This is a genomic window from Aquirufa sp., assembly GCF_964796385.1.
The window spans coordinates 1-20,048 of the sequence record NZ_CBAUBA010000026.1; the positions used below are offsets into that span (position 1 = coordinate 1).

Consider the following 20,048-nt stretch of genomic DNA (forward strand, 5'->3'; position numbering starts at 1 on the left):
TTTTCCCTATACGAAAAAAGAAGGAATTGCACCGACCATGATTGCACAAAAGTTGGGCGAATTCGTTCAAGCAAATAATGAACATGTTGACCAATTTCAAGTAGTTCAAGGATTCTTGAATTTGAGTTTAAAAGAAGAAACCTGGGTATCCATTTTAGCGGAATGTTTAGCCGATTCAAATGCGTTTCAATTAGCACCCAAAAATGAAAAAGTGTTAATTGAATATTCTTCACCCAACACCAATAAGCCACTGCATCTCGGTCATTTGCGCAATAATTTTCTAGGCTATTCCGTGGCTCAAATCATGGAGGCAGCTGGCTATGAAGTTATTAAATCTAATTTAGTAAACGATCGGGGAATTCACATTTGCAAATCTATGCTGGCTTACCAACTATTTGGTTCGGGGGAAACGCCTGAAACAAGTGGAATGAAAGGCGACCACCTAGTTGGAAAATATTATGTAGCATTTGACAAGGCGTATAAAGAAGAAATTGAAACGCTAAAAAAAGCTGGAAAAACTGAAGATCAAGCAAAAGCAGAAGCTCCTATCCTATTTCAAGCTCAAGCCATGTTACTCGCTTGGGAACAGCAAGATCCCGAAGTAATCGCACTCTGGGAACGGATGAATTCGTGGGTTTTTGCCGGTTTTGAGAAATCGTACACACAAATGGGCGTTGATTTTGATAAAATCTACCGCGAATCAAACACCTATTTATTAGGAAAAAAAATAGTAGACGAAGGTTTAGCTCAAGGTGTATTTTTCCAAAAACCAGACGGTTCCGTTTGGATCAATTTAGAAGCGGAAGGTCTAGATGAAAAATTAGTCTTGCGAAAAGATGGAACGTCTGTGTATATCACACAGGACATGGGGACAGCCCAATTAAAATATGCTGATTTTGGTGCGGATAAATCCATCTATGTGGTAGGAAACGAACAAGATTATCATTTTGAGGTCCTTTTCCATATCCTTAAAAAATTGAATAAACCTTACTCTACAGGTAATTTCCACCTGTCTTATGGCATGGTAGATTTGCCAAGCGGTAAAATGAAATCAAGGGAGGGTACCGTCGTAGATGCCGATGACCTCATGGCAGAAATGATTCAAACAGCCAAAGAGCGCACAATGGAGCTAGGAAAAATAGATGGATTTTCAGTAGCTGAATCCAATGAACTATTTAACCAGCTTGGTATGGGAGCTTTGAAGTATTTTTTACTCAAGGTAGATCCCAAAAAACGAATGTTATTTAACCCTGTCGAATCCATTGATTTCCAAGGAAATACCGGACCATTTATTCAATATACGCATGCACGAATTAAATCGATAGTTCGTAAAGCCGCAGAATTAGACATCAGTAACGAATGGACCGAAGATCAGTCAATTACATTGGCAACGGCAGAACAAGAATTAGTCTATTTAATCGCTCAATATAAATTAAAAATTGAAGAAGCAGCTTCCCAGTTGGCACCATCAGTCATCGCCCAATACGTATATGATTTGGCGAAACAATTCAATAAATTTTACAACGAATTAAGCATCATTAATGAAGAAGATAAAACAAAACAAAAGATTCGCTTATCTTTAGTGGAAATGACTGGCAAAACAATTCGTCAAGCCGCATTGTTATTAGGAGTAATCGTCCCCGAACGGATGTAAATGAAACGTAAAACACTTATATTCACCATTTTAATCAGTATTATTATGATCATAGGACTTATGAAAATCGGATCACTATTAACGGCGCTAGCCTTACCATTCACTCAAAACATGGCAAAATCAAGACCAGAAAACACCGAAACAGTTGCTGGAAAAAACTTCTACTCTTTTAAGATGAAAGGGATTGATGGAAAAGAGATTGACTTCAGTCAATTTAAAGGAAAGAAAATTATTGTGTTAAACACGGCTTCTAAATGTGGATACACACCACAATATGCAGATTGGGAGAAATTCCACAAGGCCAACAAAGATGTTGTCATTTTAGGTTTCCCCGCGAATGAATTTGGCGGACAAGAACCAGGTACTAATTCTGAAATTGCATCTTTTTGCCAATTGAACTACGGAGTATCATTCCAAATGATGGAAAAAGTGGTTGTTAAGGGTAACGCAAAATGTGACCTTTATCAATGGCTAACAGACAAATCACAAAATGGATGGAACGAGAAAGAGCCAAGCTGGAACTTCTGCAAATACATCATTAACGAAAAAGGTGAGTTAGCCAATTTCTTTGCTTCGGGGGTTAAGCCAACGAGCCAAGAGTTTATTGAAGCGTTAAAAAAATAAATATGAATCGATGGGTAGAGGCGGCTCGACCGCGTACCTTACCGCTGGCTATTTCCAGCATATTATTGGGTAACTTTTTAGCATTCGCTCAGGGAACATTTCACTGGGCGATTGCTGTTTTGGCGGTATTGACAACTTTGGGACTGCAAATTCTATCAAATTTCGCAAATGATTTAGGTGACTTTACCAATGGAATTGATACCCAAGACCGTACAGTCGCTTTGCGTGCTGTTCAAACAGGCAAAATCAGTCAATCTGAAATGCAGATCGCCGTTCGCCTAAGCGCAGGGATCTCCTTTACACTTGGGATTGGATTATTATTCGTAGGATTACAAAACGAATCACTACAAACGTGGATGGGTTTTTTGGGTTTAGGAATCGCTTGCATCGCAGCAGCTATCGCCTACACGGTAGGAAAAAGACCATACGGCTACATGGGCCTAGGTGACCTCTCCGTATTTATTTTTTTTGGATTAGTTGGCACCATGGGTTCTTATTTTCTTCAAACAAAATCAATTCCAATTCATATAGCCATTCCTGCGTCAGGTTGTGGATTTTTATCGGTAGCCGTTTTAAACTTAAATAATCTAAGGGACCTAGATAATGACAAACGGTCAGGAAAATTTTCGATTCCCGTTCGAATAGGTAAGATATTAGGATTTTATTACCAAAAAGCATTGCTAATTTTGGGAATTATTTGCTTTGCGGCCTATCATTTTATCGCTTTAGAAACAGCATCATCTACCACGAGTAATTTACTTGTCTTACTGGGTTATTATCCAATCATCCAGCTTGTTCGCGAACTAAATCCAGAAATGACCCCAGCTGAAATAGATCCTTATTTAAAGAAGACGGCATTAAGAACTTTATTCTTAATTTTGCTTTTCGGAATTAGTGAAATCATCCAATAATCAATAAAACTGACCATGAAACATATTTATGCAACATTACTAGTAGGCATTTTCTGCATAACAGCTACGAATACCTTTGCACAAGAAAGCATAAATTACCTTGAATTAGGATTAACGCAGAACAAAACGGGCAATTACGCTGATGCTTTGCGCAATTTCAGCTTAGAAATTGAAAAGAATATAGCTAATCCAAATCCAGATTCCTTTTATAACCGTGGCTTTGCCAAATATAACTTGAAAGATTTCCGAGGAGCCATCTTAGATTTTGACAAGGCGATTGAATTAAAACCCACGTATTTCGAAGCATTTATTGCACGCGGACAAAGTTACAGTAAGCAAGAAAACCACAAAGTTGCGATTCAAGACTACAATGAAGCGATTCGCCTAAATCCGTTGGAGGCAACTGCCTATTACAGCCGAGGCATATCGAAAATGAAATTGGCTAATTACCGAGGAGGTCTTTCAGACTTTAATAAATCACTAGAATTGAATGCTGAGTACGCTCCAGGTTTAGCGGCACGAGGTGAAGCCAAATCAAAATTATTTGACTTCAAAGGAAGTATTGAGGACTTTGATAAAGCTATTGAATTAAGCCCAAAGCGTTCTGGTTATTTTTCTTTCCGCGCGTATGCAAAAATGCAATTATCGGAATACAATTTGGCATTAAAAGATTATGCTGAAGCCATCAAATTAAGTGCCGATAATGCTGATGATTATTACAATTCAGGATTTTGTAAAACGCATTTAGAAAATTTTCGGGGCGAAAATGGGGAGAAAGGTGCGCTAGAGGATTTTTCAAAAGCTATTGAAATGGACCCAATGAAAGTGGAAGCTTATTACGGACGCGCATTTGTAAAAGCAAAATTAGGTGACCAACGTGGCGCAATTGACGATTATAGTAAATCGGCCGATTTAGGAAATAATGAAAATACGAAAATTATATATGACGCAAAAATGACCAAAGTGCTTTTGGATGAATTACGTAACGGGGTACCTGACAAGTTGAAAATAGCATCATTTAGCACAGAACGTTCGGAAGTATACTTTAATCGGGGTGTCGCAAAAGCAAAATCTGGGGATGCCAAGCAAGCAATGGAAGATTATAACCGTGCGATTTCATTAAATCCAATCTTTGCTGAAGCTTACTATTTCAGAGGCGTAGCAAAATCATCTTTAGGGGATCAGCGCAATGCCATTCAAGATTGCTCCAATGCCATCAAGTTGAATCCGAAATATGCTGAGGCCTATTTTATACGAGGTATCATCAAGTTAGCGCTAGGTGATTCTTCTGGCTGTATGGACTTAAGTAAATCAGGTGAATTAGGATACAATCAAGCGTACCAAGTTATTCGGGACCACTGCAACTAATCAAACCGTAAGTGTTTAACTGATTCCCCTGAACTCGCTAGTTCAATTAATGAATCTATGCCAATCTGCAGATGAGATTCCACATAACTTGTGGTCACTTTTTTATCTGAAACCTCCGTCTTAACGCCATCAGGAGTCATGGGATTATCCGAAACTAATAACAAGGCTCCGTGTGGGATTTTATTAACAAATCCTACGGTAAAAATCGTCGCAGTCTCCATATCAATTCCCATCGCACGAATTTCAGACAAATAGGTTTTGAACGCTTCGTCATGCTCCCAAACACGGCGATTAGTAGTGTAAATCAAGCCTGTCCAATAATCTAACTCGTGTTTTTTTATCATCGAAGAAACAGCACGCTGCAAACGAAATGAAGGTAAGGCAGGCACTTCTTTTGGCATATATTCATCTGAAGTTCCCTCTCCACGAACGGCCGCAATAGGCAAAATCAAATCGCCCAAACTCAAATTCTTTTTTAATCCACCACACTTACCTAAAAATAAAACAGCTTTAGGACTGATGGCCGCTAAGATATCCATGACAGTAGCCGCCATGGGAGAACCCATCCCGAAATTGATTATTGTAATGTTATTTGCAGTAGCCGTTTGCATAGGCCGATCTTTTCCAAGAATCTCAACCTGATACTTCGCAGCAAACATATCTACGTAATTTTTGAAATTTGTCAATAATATATATTGGCCAAATGATTCAATCGGTGTACCCGTGTAACGTGGTAACCAATTTTCAACAATCTCTTCTTTCGTCTTCATAATTTGATTAGGTGTAATGTAAATAACGAACAAATAGCTTAATTTAGTCCTTTGTTTAGCTTAAAATCTATGCGCCCGTTGGCAGAACTGCAATTACTCTTTCCTGAATTTGAGTATAAATTAACGCAAAAGGATGGAAAGATTTTCATTTACGATGGGATTGCAAAAAAATATCGCGCGTTAACTCCGGAAGAGTGGGTTCGCCAACATTGCTTAAATTACCTAACGCGTTACCTAAACTACCCTTCATCAATCATTCAAATAGAACGAGGACATGAAATAGATCAAATGCAACGAAGAACTGATATTCAAGTATTTGACAAGCAGGGAAACGTATTTATGTTGATTGAATGCAAAGCACCCCATGTGGCATTATCAGCCCAGGTATTTCAGCAAATAAGTCAATATCAAAAGAAAAACGAAGCGAGATTTTTGGTATTAACCAACGGCCTTGAACATCAAATATTTGAAATAGACATTGAAAACGCAACAACAAATCAATTAACTGAATTTCCAATTTACCAATGAAAAAAATCAACTTACTTATTTTGGCTATAGTGGCAAGCTTATCAGTCACTTATGGACAGAAAAAATCAACTGATTCGAATCGACCTGCTTTGGTGGTAGGAATCGTCGTAGACCAAATGCGGTACGAATATTTGTACAAATACGCAGACCGCTATTCAAACAATGGGCTTAAACGCCTCATCCGCGAAGGAATGAATTGCCAAGATAATCACTATAACTACGCTCCTACCGTAACGGCTGCCGGGCATGCCAGTGTTTACACGGGGACAGTTCCAGCAGTTCATGGAATTGTAGGTAATGAATGGACGGACGTGGCATCGGGCAAAAAAGTATATTGCACAGATGATAGTACCGTTAGTACCGTAGGAACCACGGGCAAAACAGGCTTCATGTCGCCGAAAAATATGTGGACAAGTACAATTACGGATCAATTAAAATTAGCTCAAAACTTCAAGTCAAAAACCATTGCCATTGCCTTGAAAGACCGTGGGGCAATTTTGCCAGGAGGTCATTCAGCTGATGGCGCTTATTGGTATGACTCAAAAGAAGGCCGCTGGATCACATCAAGTTTTTACATGCAATCCCTACCTAGATGGGTGCAAGCATTTAACGCAGAACAACGCGCACTAAAATACACGAAGGCCGGTTGGAACACACTTTATCCTATCCAAACCTACACGCTCAGTGGTCCAGACGATTCTCCTTATGAGACAAAATTGGTAGGAGAAACTGCACCCGTGTTCCCACATACTTTACAAGGAGGGAATCCGTTGGAATTAATTCGCACAAGTCCGTATGGAAATACATTGACAAAAGATTTCGCGATCCAAGCGATGACGGAGGAGAAATTAGGTAAAAATGGAACCACCGACTTTTTAGCCGTAAGCTTTTCGTCAACAGATTATGTAGGACATAGTTATGGGCCTCAGTCAGTTGAATTGGAGGATACCTATTTGCGTTTAGACCAAGACATCGCTGAGATATTAACTTATTTGGACAAAAACTATGGTAAAGATCAAGTACTCGTATTCCTGACAGCAGATCATGCTGTGGCTGAAATCCCAGGTTATTTGAATAGTCATAATATGCCTGGTGGTGTTTTTGAACGTGTGAAAGCCATGGCTGATATCAAAAAAGCAACGCAGGAGGCATTTGGACAGGCTGACTTAATTATTGGTGAAGACAACTCCCAATTATACTTCAACAAGGCAGCATTAATCAAAATGAACATTGATCGGGCAAAACTAATTCAAGTAGTTAAACAGTCACTTAAGAAACAGGCTGGATTTCAAGAGTTAATCGACCTGCAAAATATTGATGGTTTGACCTTAAACAACTTGTATGCCGATTTAATAAGAAACGGATATAATCCAGATCGTAGTGGTGATGTGATGATTTTGTTGAAACCTCAATGGTTTATGGGCAGTAAAACAGGCACAACACATAGTACATTATATGCCTATGACACGCACGTTCCTCTCGTATTTTATGGCTGGAAAGTTAAGCCTAGTGAGGTAACTGAACGTACAAGTATCAGTGATATTTCGACAAGCTTAGCCAATTGGTTGCATTGCATGGAACCATCGGGAAGTATCGGTCGTATTATCCCTTTAAAAAAGTAGCCGACAAATCAATAAGTAGCATTAATTAAAGATATTTGGCTAAATTTGAAGTCAATTTTTGAACAAAATAAAGAATTCTCTATGAAAATTGCGGTTGTTGGCACTGGGTACGTAGGCCTCGTAACAGGAACCTGTTTTGCTGAAACAGGAAACTATGTAACATGCGTTGATATTAATGAAGCGAAGATCAAGCAAATGCAAAATGGGATTGTTCCTATCTACGAACCAGGCTTGGAAGATATGTTTCATCGGAATGTCAATGAAGGCCGACTAAATTTCACTACTTCCTTAGTGGATGGAATTGCGGGAGCCAAAGTTATTTTCTTAGCCTTGCCAACTCCCCCAGGGGAAGATGGTTCTGCCGACTTAAAATATATTTTACAAGTAGCGAATGATTTAGGTCCATTATTGACTGAATATACCATCATAATTGATAAAAGTACAGTTCCTGTGGGTACGTCTGAATTAGTCCATGCGGCGATTGCTAAAAACGCCCAAGTTAATTTTGATGTTGTATCAAACCCAGAATTTTTGCGTGAGGGAGTCGCAGTAGAAGACTTCATGAAACCTGACAGAGTGGTTATTGGAACAGAATCAGATCGTGCGAAAGATGTAATGACTAAATTATATGCGCCATTGGTTCGTCAAGGAAATCCAATCATCTTTATGGATGAACGCTCGGCGGAAATGACCAAATATGCAGCTAATGCGTTTTTGGCCACCAAGATTACCTTCATGAATGAGATTGCTAATCTATGTGAAAAAGTAGGTGCCAATGTCGATGATATTCGTCGGGGCATCGGAACAGACTCCCGTATCGGAAAGCGATTCTTATTTGCAGGTATTGGTTATGGCGGCTCTTGTTTTCCAAAAGACGTGCAAGCCTTAGCTAAAACATCCGAAGATAATGCCTATCAATTTCACATTTTGGATTCGGTGATGCGTGTCAATGAATTGCAAAAAACGAAATTGATGCCGTTGATTGAAAGTCACTTTAACAATGATTTGGCTGGAAAAACGATTGGAATATGGGGCTTAGCTTTTAAACCTTATACAGATGATATTCGTGAGGCACCTGCCTTGTATAACATTGAGGCATTGTTGGCCCTAGGTTGTAAAGTACGTGTTTATGACCCGGAGGCGATGAAAAATGTCAAAGAATTACTGGGTGATGTCGTTGAATATGCTAAGAATCCATACGATGCCATTGAGGGAGCAGATGCCTTATTAATCGTAACAGAATGGCCACAATTCAGAACACCTGATTTTGATCGCATGGATAGTTTATTGAAAAATAAAGTCATTTTCGACGGACGTAATTTATATGAATTACCCCAAATGCAAGAGTTAGGCTACACCTATTATTCAGTAGGCCGCAAATTTGTTAAATAACTTATGAAACGAATATTAATTACCGGAGGAGCTGGATTTTTGGGATCGCATTTATGTGATCGATTTATCAAAGAGGGTTATCATGTCATTGCGATGGATAATTTGATTACGGGTGATTTGAAGAATATTGAACATTTGTTCAAATTAGAACATTTTGAATTTTACCACCATGATGTTTCTAAGTTCATTCACGTTCCTGGAGATTTAGATTACATTCTACACTTTGCCTCTCCAGCATCACCGATTGACTATTTAAAGATCCCTATTCAGACCCTAAAAGTGGGCTCTTTAGGTATTCATAATTGCCTAGGATTAGCACGTGTAAAAAATGCTCGCGTATTAATCGCGTCCACTTCTGAAGTATACGGAGATCCAACGGTCCATCCGCAACCGGAAGAATATTGGGGAAATGTGAACCCTGTGGGTCCGCGCGGTGTATACGACGAAGCCAAACGCTTTCAAGAGGCGATGACAATGGCTTATAATACCTATCACGGGCTAGAAACGCGCATCGTGCGAATTTTTAATACCTATGGACCACGTATGCGTCTGAATGATGGCCGTGTATTACCAGCATTTATTGGCCAAGCCTTGCGAGGCGAAGATTTAACGATGTTTGGTGATGGTTCACAAACGCGTGCATTCTGTTATGTAGATGATTTAGTGGAAGGTATTTACCGGTTGTTATTAAGCGATTATGCCCAACCAGTGAACATTGGTAATCCAGATGAAATTACCATCAAGGAATTTGGTGAGGAGATTATCAAATTAACAGGAACGAGTCAGAAGTTGATTTCACTTCCATTGCCCACCGACGATCCGAAACAACGCAAACCAGACATTACTAAGGCGAAAGCTTTATTGGGTTGGGAACCTAAAGTAACGCGTGCGGAGGGTTTGAAAATTACCTACGAATACTTTAAGTCATTAAGTCCTGAGGATTTACATCGCATGGCACATCATAAAGAGTTTTAATTGAAACCGGGTAAAACCGTTTTTTTTTATGCCTTTTGTCGAGACGCGAAGTATCGCGTTCTAAATAGGTTTTAGGAATCGGCGTGAAAACAACTCAAACTTTGGCAATCCTTGAAGGTTTGCCAAAGAAACATACACGAAGTATCGCGTTCTAAATAGGTTTTAGGAATCGGCGTGAAAACGCCTCAAACTTTGGCAAAGCTTTTAAGCTTTGCCAAAGAAACATACGCGAAGTATCGCGTTCTAAATAGGTTTTAGGAATCGGCGTGAAAACGCCTCAAACTTTGGCAATCCTTGTAGGTTTGCCAAAGAAACATACACGAAGTATCGCGTTCTAAATAGGTTTTAGGAATCGGCGTGAAAACGCCTCAAACTTTGGCAAAGCGTTTAAGCTTTGCCAAAGAAACATACGCGAAGTATCGCGTTCTAAATAGGTTTTAGGAATCGGCGTGAAAACGCCTCAAACTTTGGCAAAGCTTTTAAGCTTTGCCAAAGAAGAACAAAACAAAAAAGGCTGCTCTTTCGAGCAGCCTTTTTACTTCGGATTAGCAGTACCTTAGTTGAAGATATAACGGATACCGAATTGTGCTTGCCAGCGAGAACCAAGTCCGAAAGAACGTTGGAATGATTCTGTTAATGGCGTAGTACCTGAACGGAAAGGGAATGTGAACACTGGTTTACCAGTTGCGGCATCATTTGTTACATAGTTCAATAAACCGGCGCGCAAAGGCGATTGATTTAATCCCCACTGTGGAGACACATAATTACCGAAGTTAAATACATCCAATGTTAACTGTAACGTATTTTTCTTACCTCCTACATTAATGTAGAAATCTTGGATCACCTTAAAGTCAAAGTTGGCAGACCAAGGTAACTCAGCACCATTACGCTCAGCATACTGACCACGATGAGCAGACAGATACTTATCTTGTGATATATACTTGTCTAAATCAGCCCACTGCTGACCAGCTGTATACGTACCTAAGTCACGTAACATAATTTCAGATTGACTACGAGGAATAAAAATTAAATCATTAGCAAATTGACCATCTCCATTCATATCTCCTGAGTACGTATATGAAAAACGACCTGCCGGGGCTACTGAATACGTGAAACCAAATGTCGTTGACGCTTTTTCATTCAAGTAATTCAAACGGTATGAACCATACGCATTGATACGATGTGCTTGCATGTAAGAAGAATATGAAGCAACGTTCTCATTAGGATCACCAGAAACAACACGGTCTCTCCATTGAGATTGCGCAATTGAACCACCGTCATTTACAGAACGTGAGTCCGAATTCGTGTAAGCTAATGATGCAAATAATCCATTTTCGAATGCTTTTGAAATCGATGCCGTAATAGCGTAAGAATAACCTAGGTTCGTATTCTTAATAACAATTGCATCAGAGATATTCGGTGCGGCTGATGAATTACCAGTAGCTGGCGCATTCACACCTCTTACATTACCATAAATTTGGTTAATACGTGTGTTCGTAGGAATACCTGCCGCTGAAGCTGTATAGAAAATGGTACGGTTATCTCGACCTACCGCTTTAACAACTGAGTTTGGCATGTTAACATTTTCTAAGTAAACAGCATTCAAATCTTTCGTGTAGATACCTTCTAAAGAAACAATCCAACCATCGCCAAATTGTTTATCAGCTGCTAAATTCGCGCGGAAAATTTGAGGGAATTTGAAGTTTGGATCAGTCACTGCTAAGTTATAAGAAACTGGGTTAACAGTGGCAGAAACAGTTGGACGATACGTATTTACATCTGCATTAAATGGACGATTTGTTGGGTTATTTAAAGTTTCTGAACTAAACAAAACACCATTGTTTGACAACTGATTTGATAACCACACGTATGGAACACGTCCTGAGAATATGCCTAAACCACCACGAATTTGAGTTGTCTTGTCATCCTTTACATCCCAGTTAAATCCGAAACGTGGGGACCACAAAATTCTTGTTTCAGGGAATGTATTTGTAGACAACTTAACTCCATCACGGAAAGTCAAATTTGGTACAAAATTGTTCGTATATTTTGGCTCGTCAAATGATGGGAACGATGTAGCATCACCACGTAGACCAAACGTCAATTTCAAACCTTTAGCAGCTGTAACCTCATCTTGACCATAAAAAGAGAATGTACTTCCTTTCATCTCAGCAAAAGGAAACTCTGCGTAGTTAGATGAATTTTGTGTAAAGCGAACTGCATTAGAAACACCATTCGTAGCTGAAGCTATGAAATCATTAATTGATCTGAATTGGTAACCACCAAAGTAGTTAGGCGCAAAACCATTCAAGAATGAGTTGGCCTCATATGCAACACCCAACGTATACACATGCTTTCCTTTATAAATTGTTAAGTTATCCGACATTTGGAAAACATCCGTATCTAACCGGTTATTTGCTGAGAAAGGCTCATAACCAAATGAAGTTAACTCATTTAAGTTATTGTTTCCAATGTCAACCATTGGGAATGGTGTGTTATTCACAGGTGATTGACGGAAGTCACGCATCGCTGTATAACCAATCGTAAAGTTGTTCGAAATAGAATTCGAGAATGTCGAGTTCAATTCAGCAATGTATGAATCTAAGTTATTATTGATTCGATACATAGAGCCTTGGAAAGGCAATACATTGACCGATGGAGAACGTCCTCCTGACAAAGCTCCGGAATTGGATGGAGAAATATCGGCAAATGAACGTAAGTAATTATATTTGAAGTTAAACTTGTGCTTATCAGAGATGTTCCAATCTAGACGCAAATTCGCTTTTTGAGAATACTTTTCTTTGTTGTAATTCTCGTAAGCACCTGGATCGTAATTGTATTTTGACAATAAGAAAGACTTCAAACGATCTAAATCTTCCGCTTTGGCAATAGATCTATTTGGCTCAGTTCCTGTACGTGTTGCCACAAAGTTTGATCCTGGCTCCGTAGTTGCCTCTTGCTCAAATGACGCGAAAACAAATAATTTGTTTTTAACAAGTGCACCACCAATACGCGCTCCGTATTGACCACGGTTAAATTTACCATATTGATTAGTCGCATCACCAATTTTGTTTCCTACTAAGCCCTCATTTGTTCCAAAATAGTATCCAGAACCTGTCCATTCATTTGTACCTGACTTAGTAACAACGTTGATGTTAGCACCTGTAGCCATACCCTGACGAACGTCATAAGGAGCAATAATTACTTGGAACTGATCAATCGCATCTATTGAGATTGGTGAAGCTCCTGTTTGTCCACCAATCGTAGATGACAAGGCAAACGTATTATTAAAAAATGCACCATCAACTGTAATGTTGTTGTACAACGCATTACGTCCTGCAAAACTCAAGCCATTCGCACGTGGATCTAAACGCGCAAAATCACCTAATGAACGATTTAAAGTAGGTAATGTAGTAATTGAAGAATTTGAAACGGTTGTTGCCGCACCCGTACGTCCTGAGTTAATCACCGAACTACGCGAAGCTACAACCTTAACTTCTTCTAACTGAGATTGACTAACTTCCAATTTGAAGTTTTGACGCAATTCAGATGCTAGTGTCAATACAATTCCAGATTGAACTGCCTCTTTGTAACCAACAAATGAAACGGTAACCTTGTATGGACCACCCACACGCATGTTAACAATATTGTAACGACCATCTGCACGTGTAGACGCACCGTAACGTGAACCCGTAGGCTCATGAATAGCAATCACCGTTGCACCTGGTAGGCCTTCGCCTTTTTCGTCAACGACACTTCCCGACAGAGCGGAAGTAGTAGAACCTTGAGCAAATAACTGCCCGATAGGAAGTATCATTACTAGCGCAAATAACGCTCCAAATAATACTGAATGAGTAATAAACCTTTTGTGCATAAATTTGAAATTTAGTTATAAATGAAATGGGAGATTCTTAACACAAAATAAACCTAAAAAATCAAATACTCCAAAAAGACTACAAAAGACTTTTCTCATAATTTATTGATTTATAGCACAAAAGCCATAAATAATGTACTATATCAAATGTTTGAAACGCAGTTTAGTCCTAAAACCGTTTAAAATTTAACAGAAACTTAATTTTTAATTATTTAAAGAATAATTTTGCAGCAGAAATTTTCCTATGCAAACGAACGAAGTACCCATCAAGTTGACATCTTATTCCCACGGCGCAGGCTGCGGATGTAAAATATCACCCCAAATCTTAAATCAAATCCTTCAATCGGACACGCCTAAAAAACACTACCCCCTTCTATTAGTTGGCAATGAAAGTCGCGACGACGCCGCTGTTTTCGATTGGGAAAACGGTGAGGCCGTCATTTCCACCACCGATTTCTTTATGCCCATTGTCGACAATCCATTCGACTTCGGAAAAATTGCAGCCACAAACGCCATTTCAGACATATATGCGATGGGCGGCAAACCGCTCATGGCCATCGCAATTTTAGGTTGGCCCATCGATAAAATTGCCCCCGAAATTGCCAGACAAGTATTAGAAGGTGGTCGCGCCGCATGTGCGGAGGCCGGCATTCCACTCGCTGGCGGGCATTCCATTGACTCCCCAGAGCCGATTTTCGGATTAGCCGTAACCGGGAAAGTCAAAAAAGAAAATCTGAAGCAAAACGATCAAGCTTCCGCCAACGCACTCCTGTACTTAACTAAACCTTTAGGTGTAGGTATTTTAACCACTGCCCAAAAAAGAGGCATCGTTTCAGACGCCGACCTGGCCACAGCCGTTAAACAAATGAGTACGCTTAATTCCTTTGGGGCGAAAATAGCTCCTTTAGATTATGTAGAATCACTCACCGACGTGACCGGATTTGGTCTCATGGGCCATTTAATCGAAATGTGTGATGGCTCAGGTGTCAGCGCCGAATTGTTCTTCGACCAAATACCAACCCTCAATAATCTAAACCATTACTTGGACCAAAAATGTTTTCCTGGCGGTACAAGTCGCAATTGGGCAAGCTATGGACACCGAATACAGGAAGACATTACAGAAACCCAACGACTCATCGGGGCTGATCCGCAAACCTCGGGTGGTTTATTAATCGCCGTTTCCAAATCACAGAAAGATGCATTCGAAACATTTGCGAAAGCAGCAGGCTTTGATTTGAAGCCAATAGGTCAAACAATTCCCAAAAAAGAAAAAGCGATCTACCTGAAATAATGGAACTATATTATAGAAAAGTAGGAGAACAAGGACCAGCCATGATTATTTTACATGGTATTTTTGGTAGCTCCGACAACTGGTTGGGCATCGCAAAGGTTTTTGCAAACACCCATCAAGTCTATTTAGTAGACCAACGAAACCACGGACAATCACCTTGGTCCGACGAGTTCGACTATCAAGTGATGTCAGAGGACCTAAAAGAATTCATCGACACGCATCAATTGACCAATCCGATCATCATTGGACACTCCATGGGTGGGAAAGTAGTTATGCAATTTGCCTTGAACTACCCGACACTTTCTGACAAGTTTATCATTGTGGACATAGCCCCGAAATTCTATCCAGTCCATCATACATCAATTTTGTCAGGATTAAATAGCATTGACCTAAAAACGATCGCCTCACGAACCGAAGCAAATGAACACCTCAAGCGTTTCGAGGAACAAGAAGGCATTCGACAATTTTTATTAAAGAACCTATACCGGAAAAACGATGCGGAATTCGCCTGGCGAATCAACCTAGCCGTCATCACCAAAAACATTGATGTAATCGGCCATGAATTATGGGTCAAAATCCCCTGCCAGACACCTATACATTTTATAAAAGGAGCAAATTCACATTACATCCAACCAGAAGACGAACGCTTCATTTCCGAAATCTTCCCCAATTTTGAATTACACACAATTGCAAATGCGGGACATTGGGTGCAGGCCGACCAGCCTGAAGCGTTTATTCAAGTTATTCAGTCGATCCTATGAAACTGATACTCATCCCCTGCCCCATTGCAGAAAATACCGCGTCAACTTCCTTAGCGCCGGAGGTGGCAGCGCATATCGCGCAATGCCAACATTTTCTTGTTGAGAATATCCGGACAGCGCGCAGATTTATTTCTGAACTCAAAATGGGTATCACGATCGATTCGTTGACATTTGAAATTCTAGACAAAGACACCCAGAAAAAATCAATCTTAGATTTCTTTCAAAAACATCAAAACGAATCCTACATCGGTGTTATCTCCGAGGCAGGTTGCCCAGGTGTCGCAGATCCAGGAGCCCTAGCCGTAGGAATCGCTCAAGAAATGGGCATTGAAGTTGTTCCACTCGTGGGACCCTCTTCTATCCTACTCGCACTCATGGGATCTGGTTTTTCAGGCCAAAAATTTACCTTTCATGGCTACCTCCCCATCGAGAAACCTGCCCGTATTAAGCGCATGGAACAATTAGTTCAGCTAACCGAAAAAACGGGGGAAACACACATGTTCATCGAGACTCCCTATCGTAACAATGGATTATTAGAGGATATGATCCTACATCTTCCCGGAAATACGATGGTAGCCATCGGCGCTAATCTGCAAGGAGAAGGTGGTTTCATCCAAACAAAAACACTGAAAAACTGGTCGGTACAAAAACCTGAACTGCACAAAATACCCTGCATTTTCCTTTTTGGCCAAACCAATAATTAATCCGAAATTTGTCCCTCTATGTTACAACTCGAAGTCTTCACATTCAATCCCTTTCAAGAAAACACCTACTTACTGTGGGATGATGCCGGAAATGGACTTGTTTTCGACCCGGGCTGTTATGAATTTGAGGAACGTAAAAAAATCAAGGACTTTATCGCAGCAAAAGGTATTCAAATGAAATACATTTTGAACACCCATGCGCACATTGACCACGTTTTAGGTGTATCCTTTTTCCAAACCGAATACAAAATCCCTTTTTGTCTACATCTCAAGGACAAACCCTTACTTGATGACGCTGGCAATCGCGCTGAAGTCTACGGATTCCCGCATTATCAGGCTGCAAACGTCGATAAATGGATTAGCGAAACAGAGCGTATTCAAATTGGGGAATTTGACATACAAATTTTATTTGTACCCGGTCATGCACCCGGACACGTGGCTTTTTATTTAGAAAAGCAAGGCTGGGTAATCGGTGGAGACGTACTTTTCAAACGGAGTGTGGGTAGGACAGATTTTCCGTTGTGTAATCATGCCGACTTAATGCATAGCATTCAAACGCAATTATATACATTGCCTGGAGAGACGATTGTTTATCCAGGACATGGGCCTAAAACGTCTATTGCAGAGGAAAAACAACATAATCCCTTTGTAAAAGCATGAAAAAAGAAATACCAAATTTATTTACATTGGCTAACCTGCTTGCGGGCTGTTTGGGTATTTACTTTGTCATGCAGGGTAATTTACTTTGGGCTTCCTATTGCATTCTCATTTCGCTTGTTTGTGATTTCTTAGATGGATTCTTAGCTCGATTACTCCATGCCTATTCGGAATTGGGGAAGCAATTAGATTCCCTAGCCGACATGGTTTCTTTTGGTGTTTTACCAAGCTTCATCCTTTTCACGCTCGTTGAACAAAGTTGTGGTACACAATGCACCGTGGGTATATTCGGGTTCTACAAACCATTTATGGTTTTTTCCCTGGCGTTAATGTCAGCCTACCGACTCGCAAAATTCAACATAGATACCCGCCAAAGCGATCAGTTCATCGGGGTACCCACTCCTGCAAATGGGCTATTAGTGGCATCCTTGCCGTTAATTCTACATTTTCAACCAGAATTTAGCCCCTATATTCTTCATTTCAAAGGTTTACTGATTTACAGCATAATCATGAGTTATTTATTAGTCGCTGAATTTCCGTTGATGGCCTTTAAATTTAAATCTTGGGGATGGGCAGCAAACCAAATGCGCTACTTATTCCTAATTTATTGTGTTGCTATATTGCTATTGCTTAAATTTGCAGCTTTCCCAATCTTAGTAATTTCCTATATCGCCTTATCCTTATTACAATCGTTACTTAATACCAAACAAAAATGAAATTTATCGCAGAAATCAATGTAATGCCTCAAAAAGAAATTCTTGACCCACAAGGAAAAGCAGTTCGCATTGGCTTACAAAATTTAAATATCACACAGGTTTCTGATGTGCGTATTGGAAAGCATATCACCTTACAACTAGAAGCGGCCACCGAAGCCACGGCGCATGAAATTGTAACCGAAGCTTGCAAGAAATTATTGGCCAACTTGATCATGGAGGAATTCGAATTCACCCTGAAAGCCATATAAATTAAAATTGGCCTGTATGCAACATCACTAGCGTGCAGGCCTCTTCTACTTCCATCCCCTCCGCAGCAAGCTGCTTCATTAAGTCTGGGTTTTCTGTACCTGGATTAAATATTACCCGTTTAGGCTGAAGACGCATTACATATGCCAAAAGATCCGTCTGATTTTGAGGCCCTACATACAATGTAACCGTGTGAATATCAACCAAGTCCGGTTGGCCCACCTGTATGTCAATTCCCCCAATTTCGCCAGGTTTGTATGCTACCAAAATCACTTCATACCCTTTCGAAAGCAATAATTCCGTAGCAATAAAAGCATATCGAGCTGGATTTGTGGAAGCACCATAGACTAAAACGCGCATCGTAAATTATCAGTTTTGTGATGCAATATTAGTACAAAAAGAAACGTTTTATAGATTTAAAAGACGTAATTACAGCACAACCACTAATTAAAGTCATGCATTCAACTCCTACATCTTGGATTGAACAATGGAAACGTATTCAATCCACTGATTGGCCAAAAGAAATTCATATTGAAATTTCTAATTTTGGCCGAATAAAAAGTTTCAAAACAAATTCGCTCGGAAAAATCATTCGAGGCTCTAGCATCCAGAATTACAACTCATTGAATATTCGCTATCAAGGTAGTTCGATTAATCGCTATGTCCATAAACTCGTAGCTGAGCTTTTCCTTCCAAACCAAGATACCCATGCGATTTATGTAATTCACCGAGATTTCGATAAACAAAACAACCGAGTTGAAAATTTAGCTTGGGTCACACGCGATACGTTGACAGCACATAATGCACACAATCCGGCTATTCTGATGAAGAAAAGGCCTGCACGCACGAAGAATTACAAGTTAAATGTTGCGAAAGTTTTGCTCATCAAACAGATGCTCCAAACAGGCAAAAACCGTATAAAAATGATTGCAAAGCAATTTGGTGTTACTTCAACGCAGGTTAACCGGATTAAAAATGGTTCTAACTGGAAACAAGTACACTTAAAATAATTGAGAAGCAATTGCCTTTACACTATCTGATTTACTCATGGTGTAAAAATGCAAAGCGGGAACGCCAGCCTTGATTAATTCCTTTCCTTGCTCTACTGCCCAGTCTATCCCAACTTGCTTTATAGCTGCGTTGTTGGTACATTTTTCCACTTCTTTCACCAATATCTCAGGAATCTCCAGGTGAAATATTTCAGGCAGAATCTCTAATTGACGGGCAGTTGCTAATGGTTTCAATCCCGGAATAATGGGCACCTGAATATCCATGGCTCGACATTTTGCCACAAAATCAAAATAATGTTGATTGTTAAAAAACATTTGGGTGACAATATAATCGGCACCCGCATCTACTTTTTGTTTTAAATAGCGTAAGTCCTCATCCAAGGAAGTCGCCTCAAAATGCATTTCCGGATAAGCTGCAACCCCCACACAAAAATTAGTTGGCAAAGATTCTGTCTCTTCATGCAGTAAAATACCTTGATTCATCGCGTGGACTTGAGCCACTAATTCATTCGCATACGCATGACCACCGGGCTTTGGAACAAATCGATCCTCGCCTTTTTCTTGGTCTCCACGCAATATAAGTGCATTCTCAATTCCTAAATAATGTAAATCAATCAAGAAATCTTCTGTCTCTTCCTTCGTAAATCCACCACAAATAACATGGGGAACCGCCTCTGTTTTAAAACGCTGCATGATAGCGGCACAAATACCTAAGGTACCTGGACGCTTACGAATTGGAATGCGTTTTAGTTCACCATCCACCAACTTCTCAACATACTCCTCGCGGTGATAGGTTACTTCAATAAACGGCGGATTAAACTCCATCAGGGGTTCAATGTGGGAAACCAATTCTCCTAAATGCTGTCCCTTCATTGGAGGAATAATCTCAATCGAGAACAAAGTCTTGCCTTTTGCCGACTCTAAATACTGTGTAATCTTCGTCAT

Annotated in this window: 19 protein-coding genes; 15 read left to right on the forward strand and 4 right to left on the reverse strand. The window is 39.9% G+C overall.

Going from position 1 to position 20,048, the window contains the following annotated elements; all coding sequences use genetic code 11:
* The 4 genes from argS to AC1W6K_RS08615 all read left to right on the forward strand — a co-directional run.
* The coding region (argS, locus tag AC1W6K_RS08600; protein WP_481947173.1) for an arginine--tRNA ligase at positions 1–1,654 on the forward strand (1,654 nt) is incomplete at its 5' end.
* 45 nt (positions 1,655–1,699) lie between these two features.
* Positions 1,700–2,278 carry a glutathione peroxidase gene (locus AC1W6K_RS08605; RefSeq protein WP_481719891.1) on the forward strand — a complete coding sequence of 193 codons (579 nt, stop codon included), beginning with the start codon at positions 1,700–1,702 and terminating at the stop codon, positions 2,276–2,278.
* 2 nt (positions 2,279–2,280) lie between these two features.
* Entirely contained in the window at positions 2,281–3,189 is a 909-nt protein-coding gene (gene menA, locus AC1W6K_RS08610) for a 1,4-dihydroxy-2-naphthoate octaprenyltransferase (protein ID WP_481947174.1), read from the forward strand.
* A gap of 15 nt (positions 3,190–3,204) precedes the next feature.
* Positions 3,205–4,557 carry a tetratricopeptide repeat protein gene (locus AC1W6K_RS08615; protein WP_481947175.1) on the forward strand — a complete coding sequence of 451 codons (1,353 nt, stop codon included), beginning with the start codon at positions 3,205–3,207 and terminating at the stop codon, positions 4,555–4,557.
* Here the strand turns inward: AC1W6K_RS08615 and AC1W6K_RS08620 are convergent.
* Positions 4,554–5,327: an AMP nucleosidase gene (locus tag AC1W6K_RS08620; RefSeq protein ID WP_481947176.1), complete on the reverse strand. Its 774-nt coding sequence runs from the start codon at positions 5,325–5,327 to the stop codon at positions 4,554–4,556. The two genes, AC1W6K_RS08615 and AC1W6K_RS08620, sit on opposite strands and share 4 nt — an antisense overlap.
* Positions 5,328–5,396: 69 nt before the next feature.
* Here AC1W6K_RS08620 and AC1W6K_RS08625 point away from each other — a divergent pair, with 69 nt between their 5' ends.
* The 4 genes from AC1W6K_RS08625 to AC1W6K_RS08640 all read left to right on the forward strand — a co-directional run bounded on the left by AC1W6K_RS08625 (position 5,397) and on the right by AC1W6K_RS08640 (position 9,844).
* Positions 5,397–5,855, forward strand: a complete 459-nt coding sequence (locus AC1W6K_RS08625; RefSeq protein WP_481947177.1) for a type I restriction enzyme HsdR N-terminal domain-containing protein — start codon at positions 5,397–5,399, stop codon at positions 5,853–5,855.
* Positions 5,852–7,477 (forward strand): alkaline phosphatase PafA, encoded by a 1,626-nt coding sequence (pafA, locus tag AC1W6K_RS08630; RefSeq protein ID WP_481947178.1) that lies wholly within the window; start codon positions 5,852–5,854, stop codon positions 7,475–7,477. The genes AC1W6K_RS08625 and pafA overlap by 4 nt, the downstream gene beginning before the upstream one ends.
* A gap of 81 nt (positions 7,478–7,558) precedes the next feature.
* Positions 7,559–8,869, forward strand: coding sequence for a UDP-glucose dehydrogenase family protein (locus tag AC1W6K_RS08635; protein WP_481947179.1), 1,311 nt, complete (start codon positions 7,559–7,561; stop codon positions 8,867–8,869).
* 3 nt (positions 8,870–8,872) lie between these two features.
* Complete coding sequence (locus tag AC1W6K_RS08640; RefSeq protein ID WP_481947180.1) at positions 8,873–9,844, forward strand: UDP-glucuronic acid decarboxylase family protein; 972 nt, start codon at positions 8,873–8,875, stop codon at positions 9,842–9,844.
* Positions 9,845–10,400: 556 nt separating this feature from the next.
* Here AC1W6K_RS08640 and AC1W6K_RS08645 read toward each other — a convergent pair.
* Complete coding sequence (locus AC1W6K_RS08645; RefSeq protein ID WP_481947181.1) at positions 10,401–13,661, reverse strand: TonB-dependent receptor; 3,261 nt, start codon at positions 13,659–13,661, stop codon at positions 10,401–10,403.
* Positions 13,662–13,962: 301 nt separating this feature from the next.
* Here AC1W6K_RS08645 and selD point away from each other — a divergent pair, with 301 nt between their 5' ends.
* The 6 genes from selD to purS are packed head-to-tail and all read left to right on the forward strand — an operon-like array spanning position 13,963 to position 18,095.
* Complete coding sequence (gene selD, locus AC1W6K_RS08650; protein ID WP_481721116.1) at positions 13,963–15,009, forward strand: selenide, water dikinase SelD; 1,047 nt, start codon at positions 13,963–13,965, stop codon at positions 15,007–15,009.
* The gene (locus AC1W6K_RS08655; RefSeq protein ID WP_481947182.1) at positions 15,009–15,770 is read left to right on the forward strand and encodes an alpha/beta fold hydrolase; all 762 of its coding nucleotides are present in this window, start codon (positions 15,009–15,011) and stop codon (positions 15,768–15,770) included. The genes selD and AC1W6K_RS08655 overlap by 1 nt, the downstream gene beginning before the upstream one ends.
* Positions 15,767–16,474 (forward strand): SAM-dependent methyltransferase, encoded by a 708-nt coding sequence (locus AC1W6K_RS08660; RefSeq protein ID WP_481721120.1) that lies wholly within the window; start codon positions 15,767–15,769, stop codon positions 16,472–16,474. Before AC1W6K_RS08655 ends, AC1W6K_RS08660 begins: the two co-directional genes overlap by 4 nt.
* Before the next feature lie 18 nt (positions 16,475–16,492).
* Entirely contained in the window at positions 16,493–17,134 is a 642-nt protein-coding gene (locus AC1W6K_RS08665; RefSeq protein WP_481947183.1) for an MBL fold metallo-hydrolase, read from the forward strand.
* Complete coding sequence (gene pssA, locus AC1W6K_RS08670; protein ID WP_481947184.1) at positions 17,131–17,847, forward strand: CDP-diacylglycerol--serine O-phosphatidyltransferase; 717 nt, start codon at positions 17,131–17,133, stop codon at positions 17,845–17,847. The genes AC1W6K_RS08665 and pssA overlap by 4 nt, the downstream gene beginning before the upstream one ends.
* The gene (purS, locus tag AC1W6K_RS08675) at positions 17,844–18,095 is read left to right on the forward strand and encodes a phosphoribosylformylglycinamidine synthase subunit PurS (protein ID WP_481947185.1); all 252 of its coding nucleotides are present in this window, start codon (positions 17,844–17,846) and stop codon (positions 18,093–18,095) included. The genes pssA and purS overlap by 4 nt, the downstream gene beginning before the upstream one ends.
* 1 nt (position 18,096) lies before the next feature.
* Here purS and AC1W6K_RS08680 read toward each other — a convergent pair whose 3' ends face one another.
* Positions 18,097–18,453, reverse strand: a complete 357-nt coding sequence (locus tag AC1W6K_RS08680; protein WP_481947186.1) for a CoA-binding protein — start codon at positions 18,451–18,453, stop codon at positions 18,097–18,099.
* 95 nt (positions 18,454–18,548) lie between these two features.
* Here AC1W6K_RS08680 and AC1W6K_RS08685 point away from each other — a divergent pair, with 95 nt between their 5' ends.
* Entirely contained in the window at positions 18,549–19,103 is a 555-nt protein-coding gene (locus AC1W6K_RS08685) for an HNH endonuclease (RefSeq protein WP_481947187.1), read from the forward strand.
* Here AC1W6K_RS08685 and metF read toward each other — a convergent pair.
* On the reverse strand, positions 19,095–20,048 hold the full coding sequence (metF, locus tag AC1W6K_RS08690) for a methylenetetrahydrofolate reductase [NAD(P)H] (protein ID WP_481721132.1): 954 nt from the start codon (positions 20,046–20,048) through the stop codon (positions 19,095–19,097). The genes AC1W6K_RS08685 and metF overlap by 9 nt on opposite strands.

Bases quoted from the DNA above. Each gene is read 5' to 3' on its own strand.
- AC1W6K_RS08625 (WP_481947177.1), top strand. From the start codon at position 5,397: ATGCGCCCGTTGGCAGAACTGCAATTACTCTTTCCTGAATTTGAGTAT.
- AC1W6K_RS08615 (WP_481947175.1), top strand. From the start codon at position 3,205: ATGAAACATATTTATGCAACATTACTAGTAGGCATTTTCTGCATAACA.
- metF (WP_481721132.1), bottom strand. From the start codon at position 20,048: ATGACGAAGATTACACAGTATTTAGAGTCGGCAAAAGGCAAGACTTTG.
- AC1W6K_RS08640 (WP_481947180.1), top strand. From the start codon at position 8,873: ATGAAACGAATATTAATTACCGGAGGAGCTGGATTTTTGGGATCGCAT.
- menA (WP_481947174.1), top strand. From the start codon at position 2,281: ATGAATCGATGGGTAGAGGCGGCTCGACCGCGTACCTTACCGCTGGCT.
- AC1W6K_RS08655 (WP_481947182.1), top strand. From the start codon at position 15,009: ATGGAACTATATTATAGAAAAGTAGGAGAACAAGGACCAGCCATGATT.
- AC1W6K_RS08685 (WP_481947187.1), top strand. From the start codon at position 18,549: ATGCATTCAACTCCTACATCTTGGATTGAACAATGGAAACGTATTCAA.
- AC1W6K_RS08645 (WP_481947181.1), bottom strand. From the start codon at position 13,661: ATGATACTTCCTATCGGGCAGTTATTTGCTCAAGGTTCTACTACTTCC.
- selD (WP_481721116.1), top strand. From the start codon at position 13,963: ATGCAAACGAACGAAGTACCCATCAAGTTGACATCTTATTCCCACGGC.
- AC1W6K_RS08635 (WP_481947179.1), top strand. From the start codon at position 7,559: ATGAAAATTGCGGTTGTTGGCACTGGGTACGTAGGCCTCGTAACAGGA.
- AC1W6K_RS08660 (WP_481721120.1), top strand. From the start codon at position 15,767: ATGAAACTGATACTCATCCCCTGCCCCATTGCAGAAAATACCGCGTCA.
- AC1W6K_RS08620 (WP_481947176.1), bottom strand. From the start codon at position 5,327: ATGAAGACGAAAGAAGAGATTGTTGAAAATTGGTTACCACGTTACACG.
- purS (WP_481947185.1), top strand. From the start codon at position 17,844: ATGAAATTTATCGCAGAAATCAATGTAATGCCTCAAAAAGAAATTCTT.
- pafA (WP_481947178.1), top strand. From the start codon at position 5,852: ATGAAAAAAATCAACTTACTTATTTTGGCTATAGTGGCAAGCTTATCA.
- AC1W6K_RS08605 (WP_481719891.1), top strand. From the start codon at position 1,700: ATGATCATAGGACTTATGAAAATCGGATCACTATTAACGGCGCTAGCC.
- AC1W6K_RS08680 (WP_481947186.1), bottom strand. From the start codon at position 18,453: ATGCGCGTTTTAGTCTATGGTGCTTCCACAAATCCAGCTCGATATGCT.
- pssA (WP_481947184.1), top strand. From the start codon at position 17,131: ATGAAAAAAGAAATACCAAATTTATTTACATTGGCTAACCTGCTTGCG.
- AC1W6K_RS08665 (WP_481947183.1), top strand. From the start codon at position 16,493: ATGTTACAACTCGAAGTCTTCACATTCAATCCCTTTCAAGAAAACACC.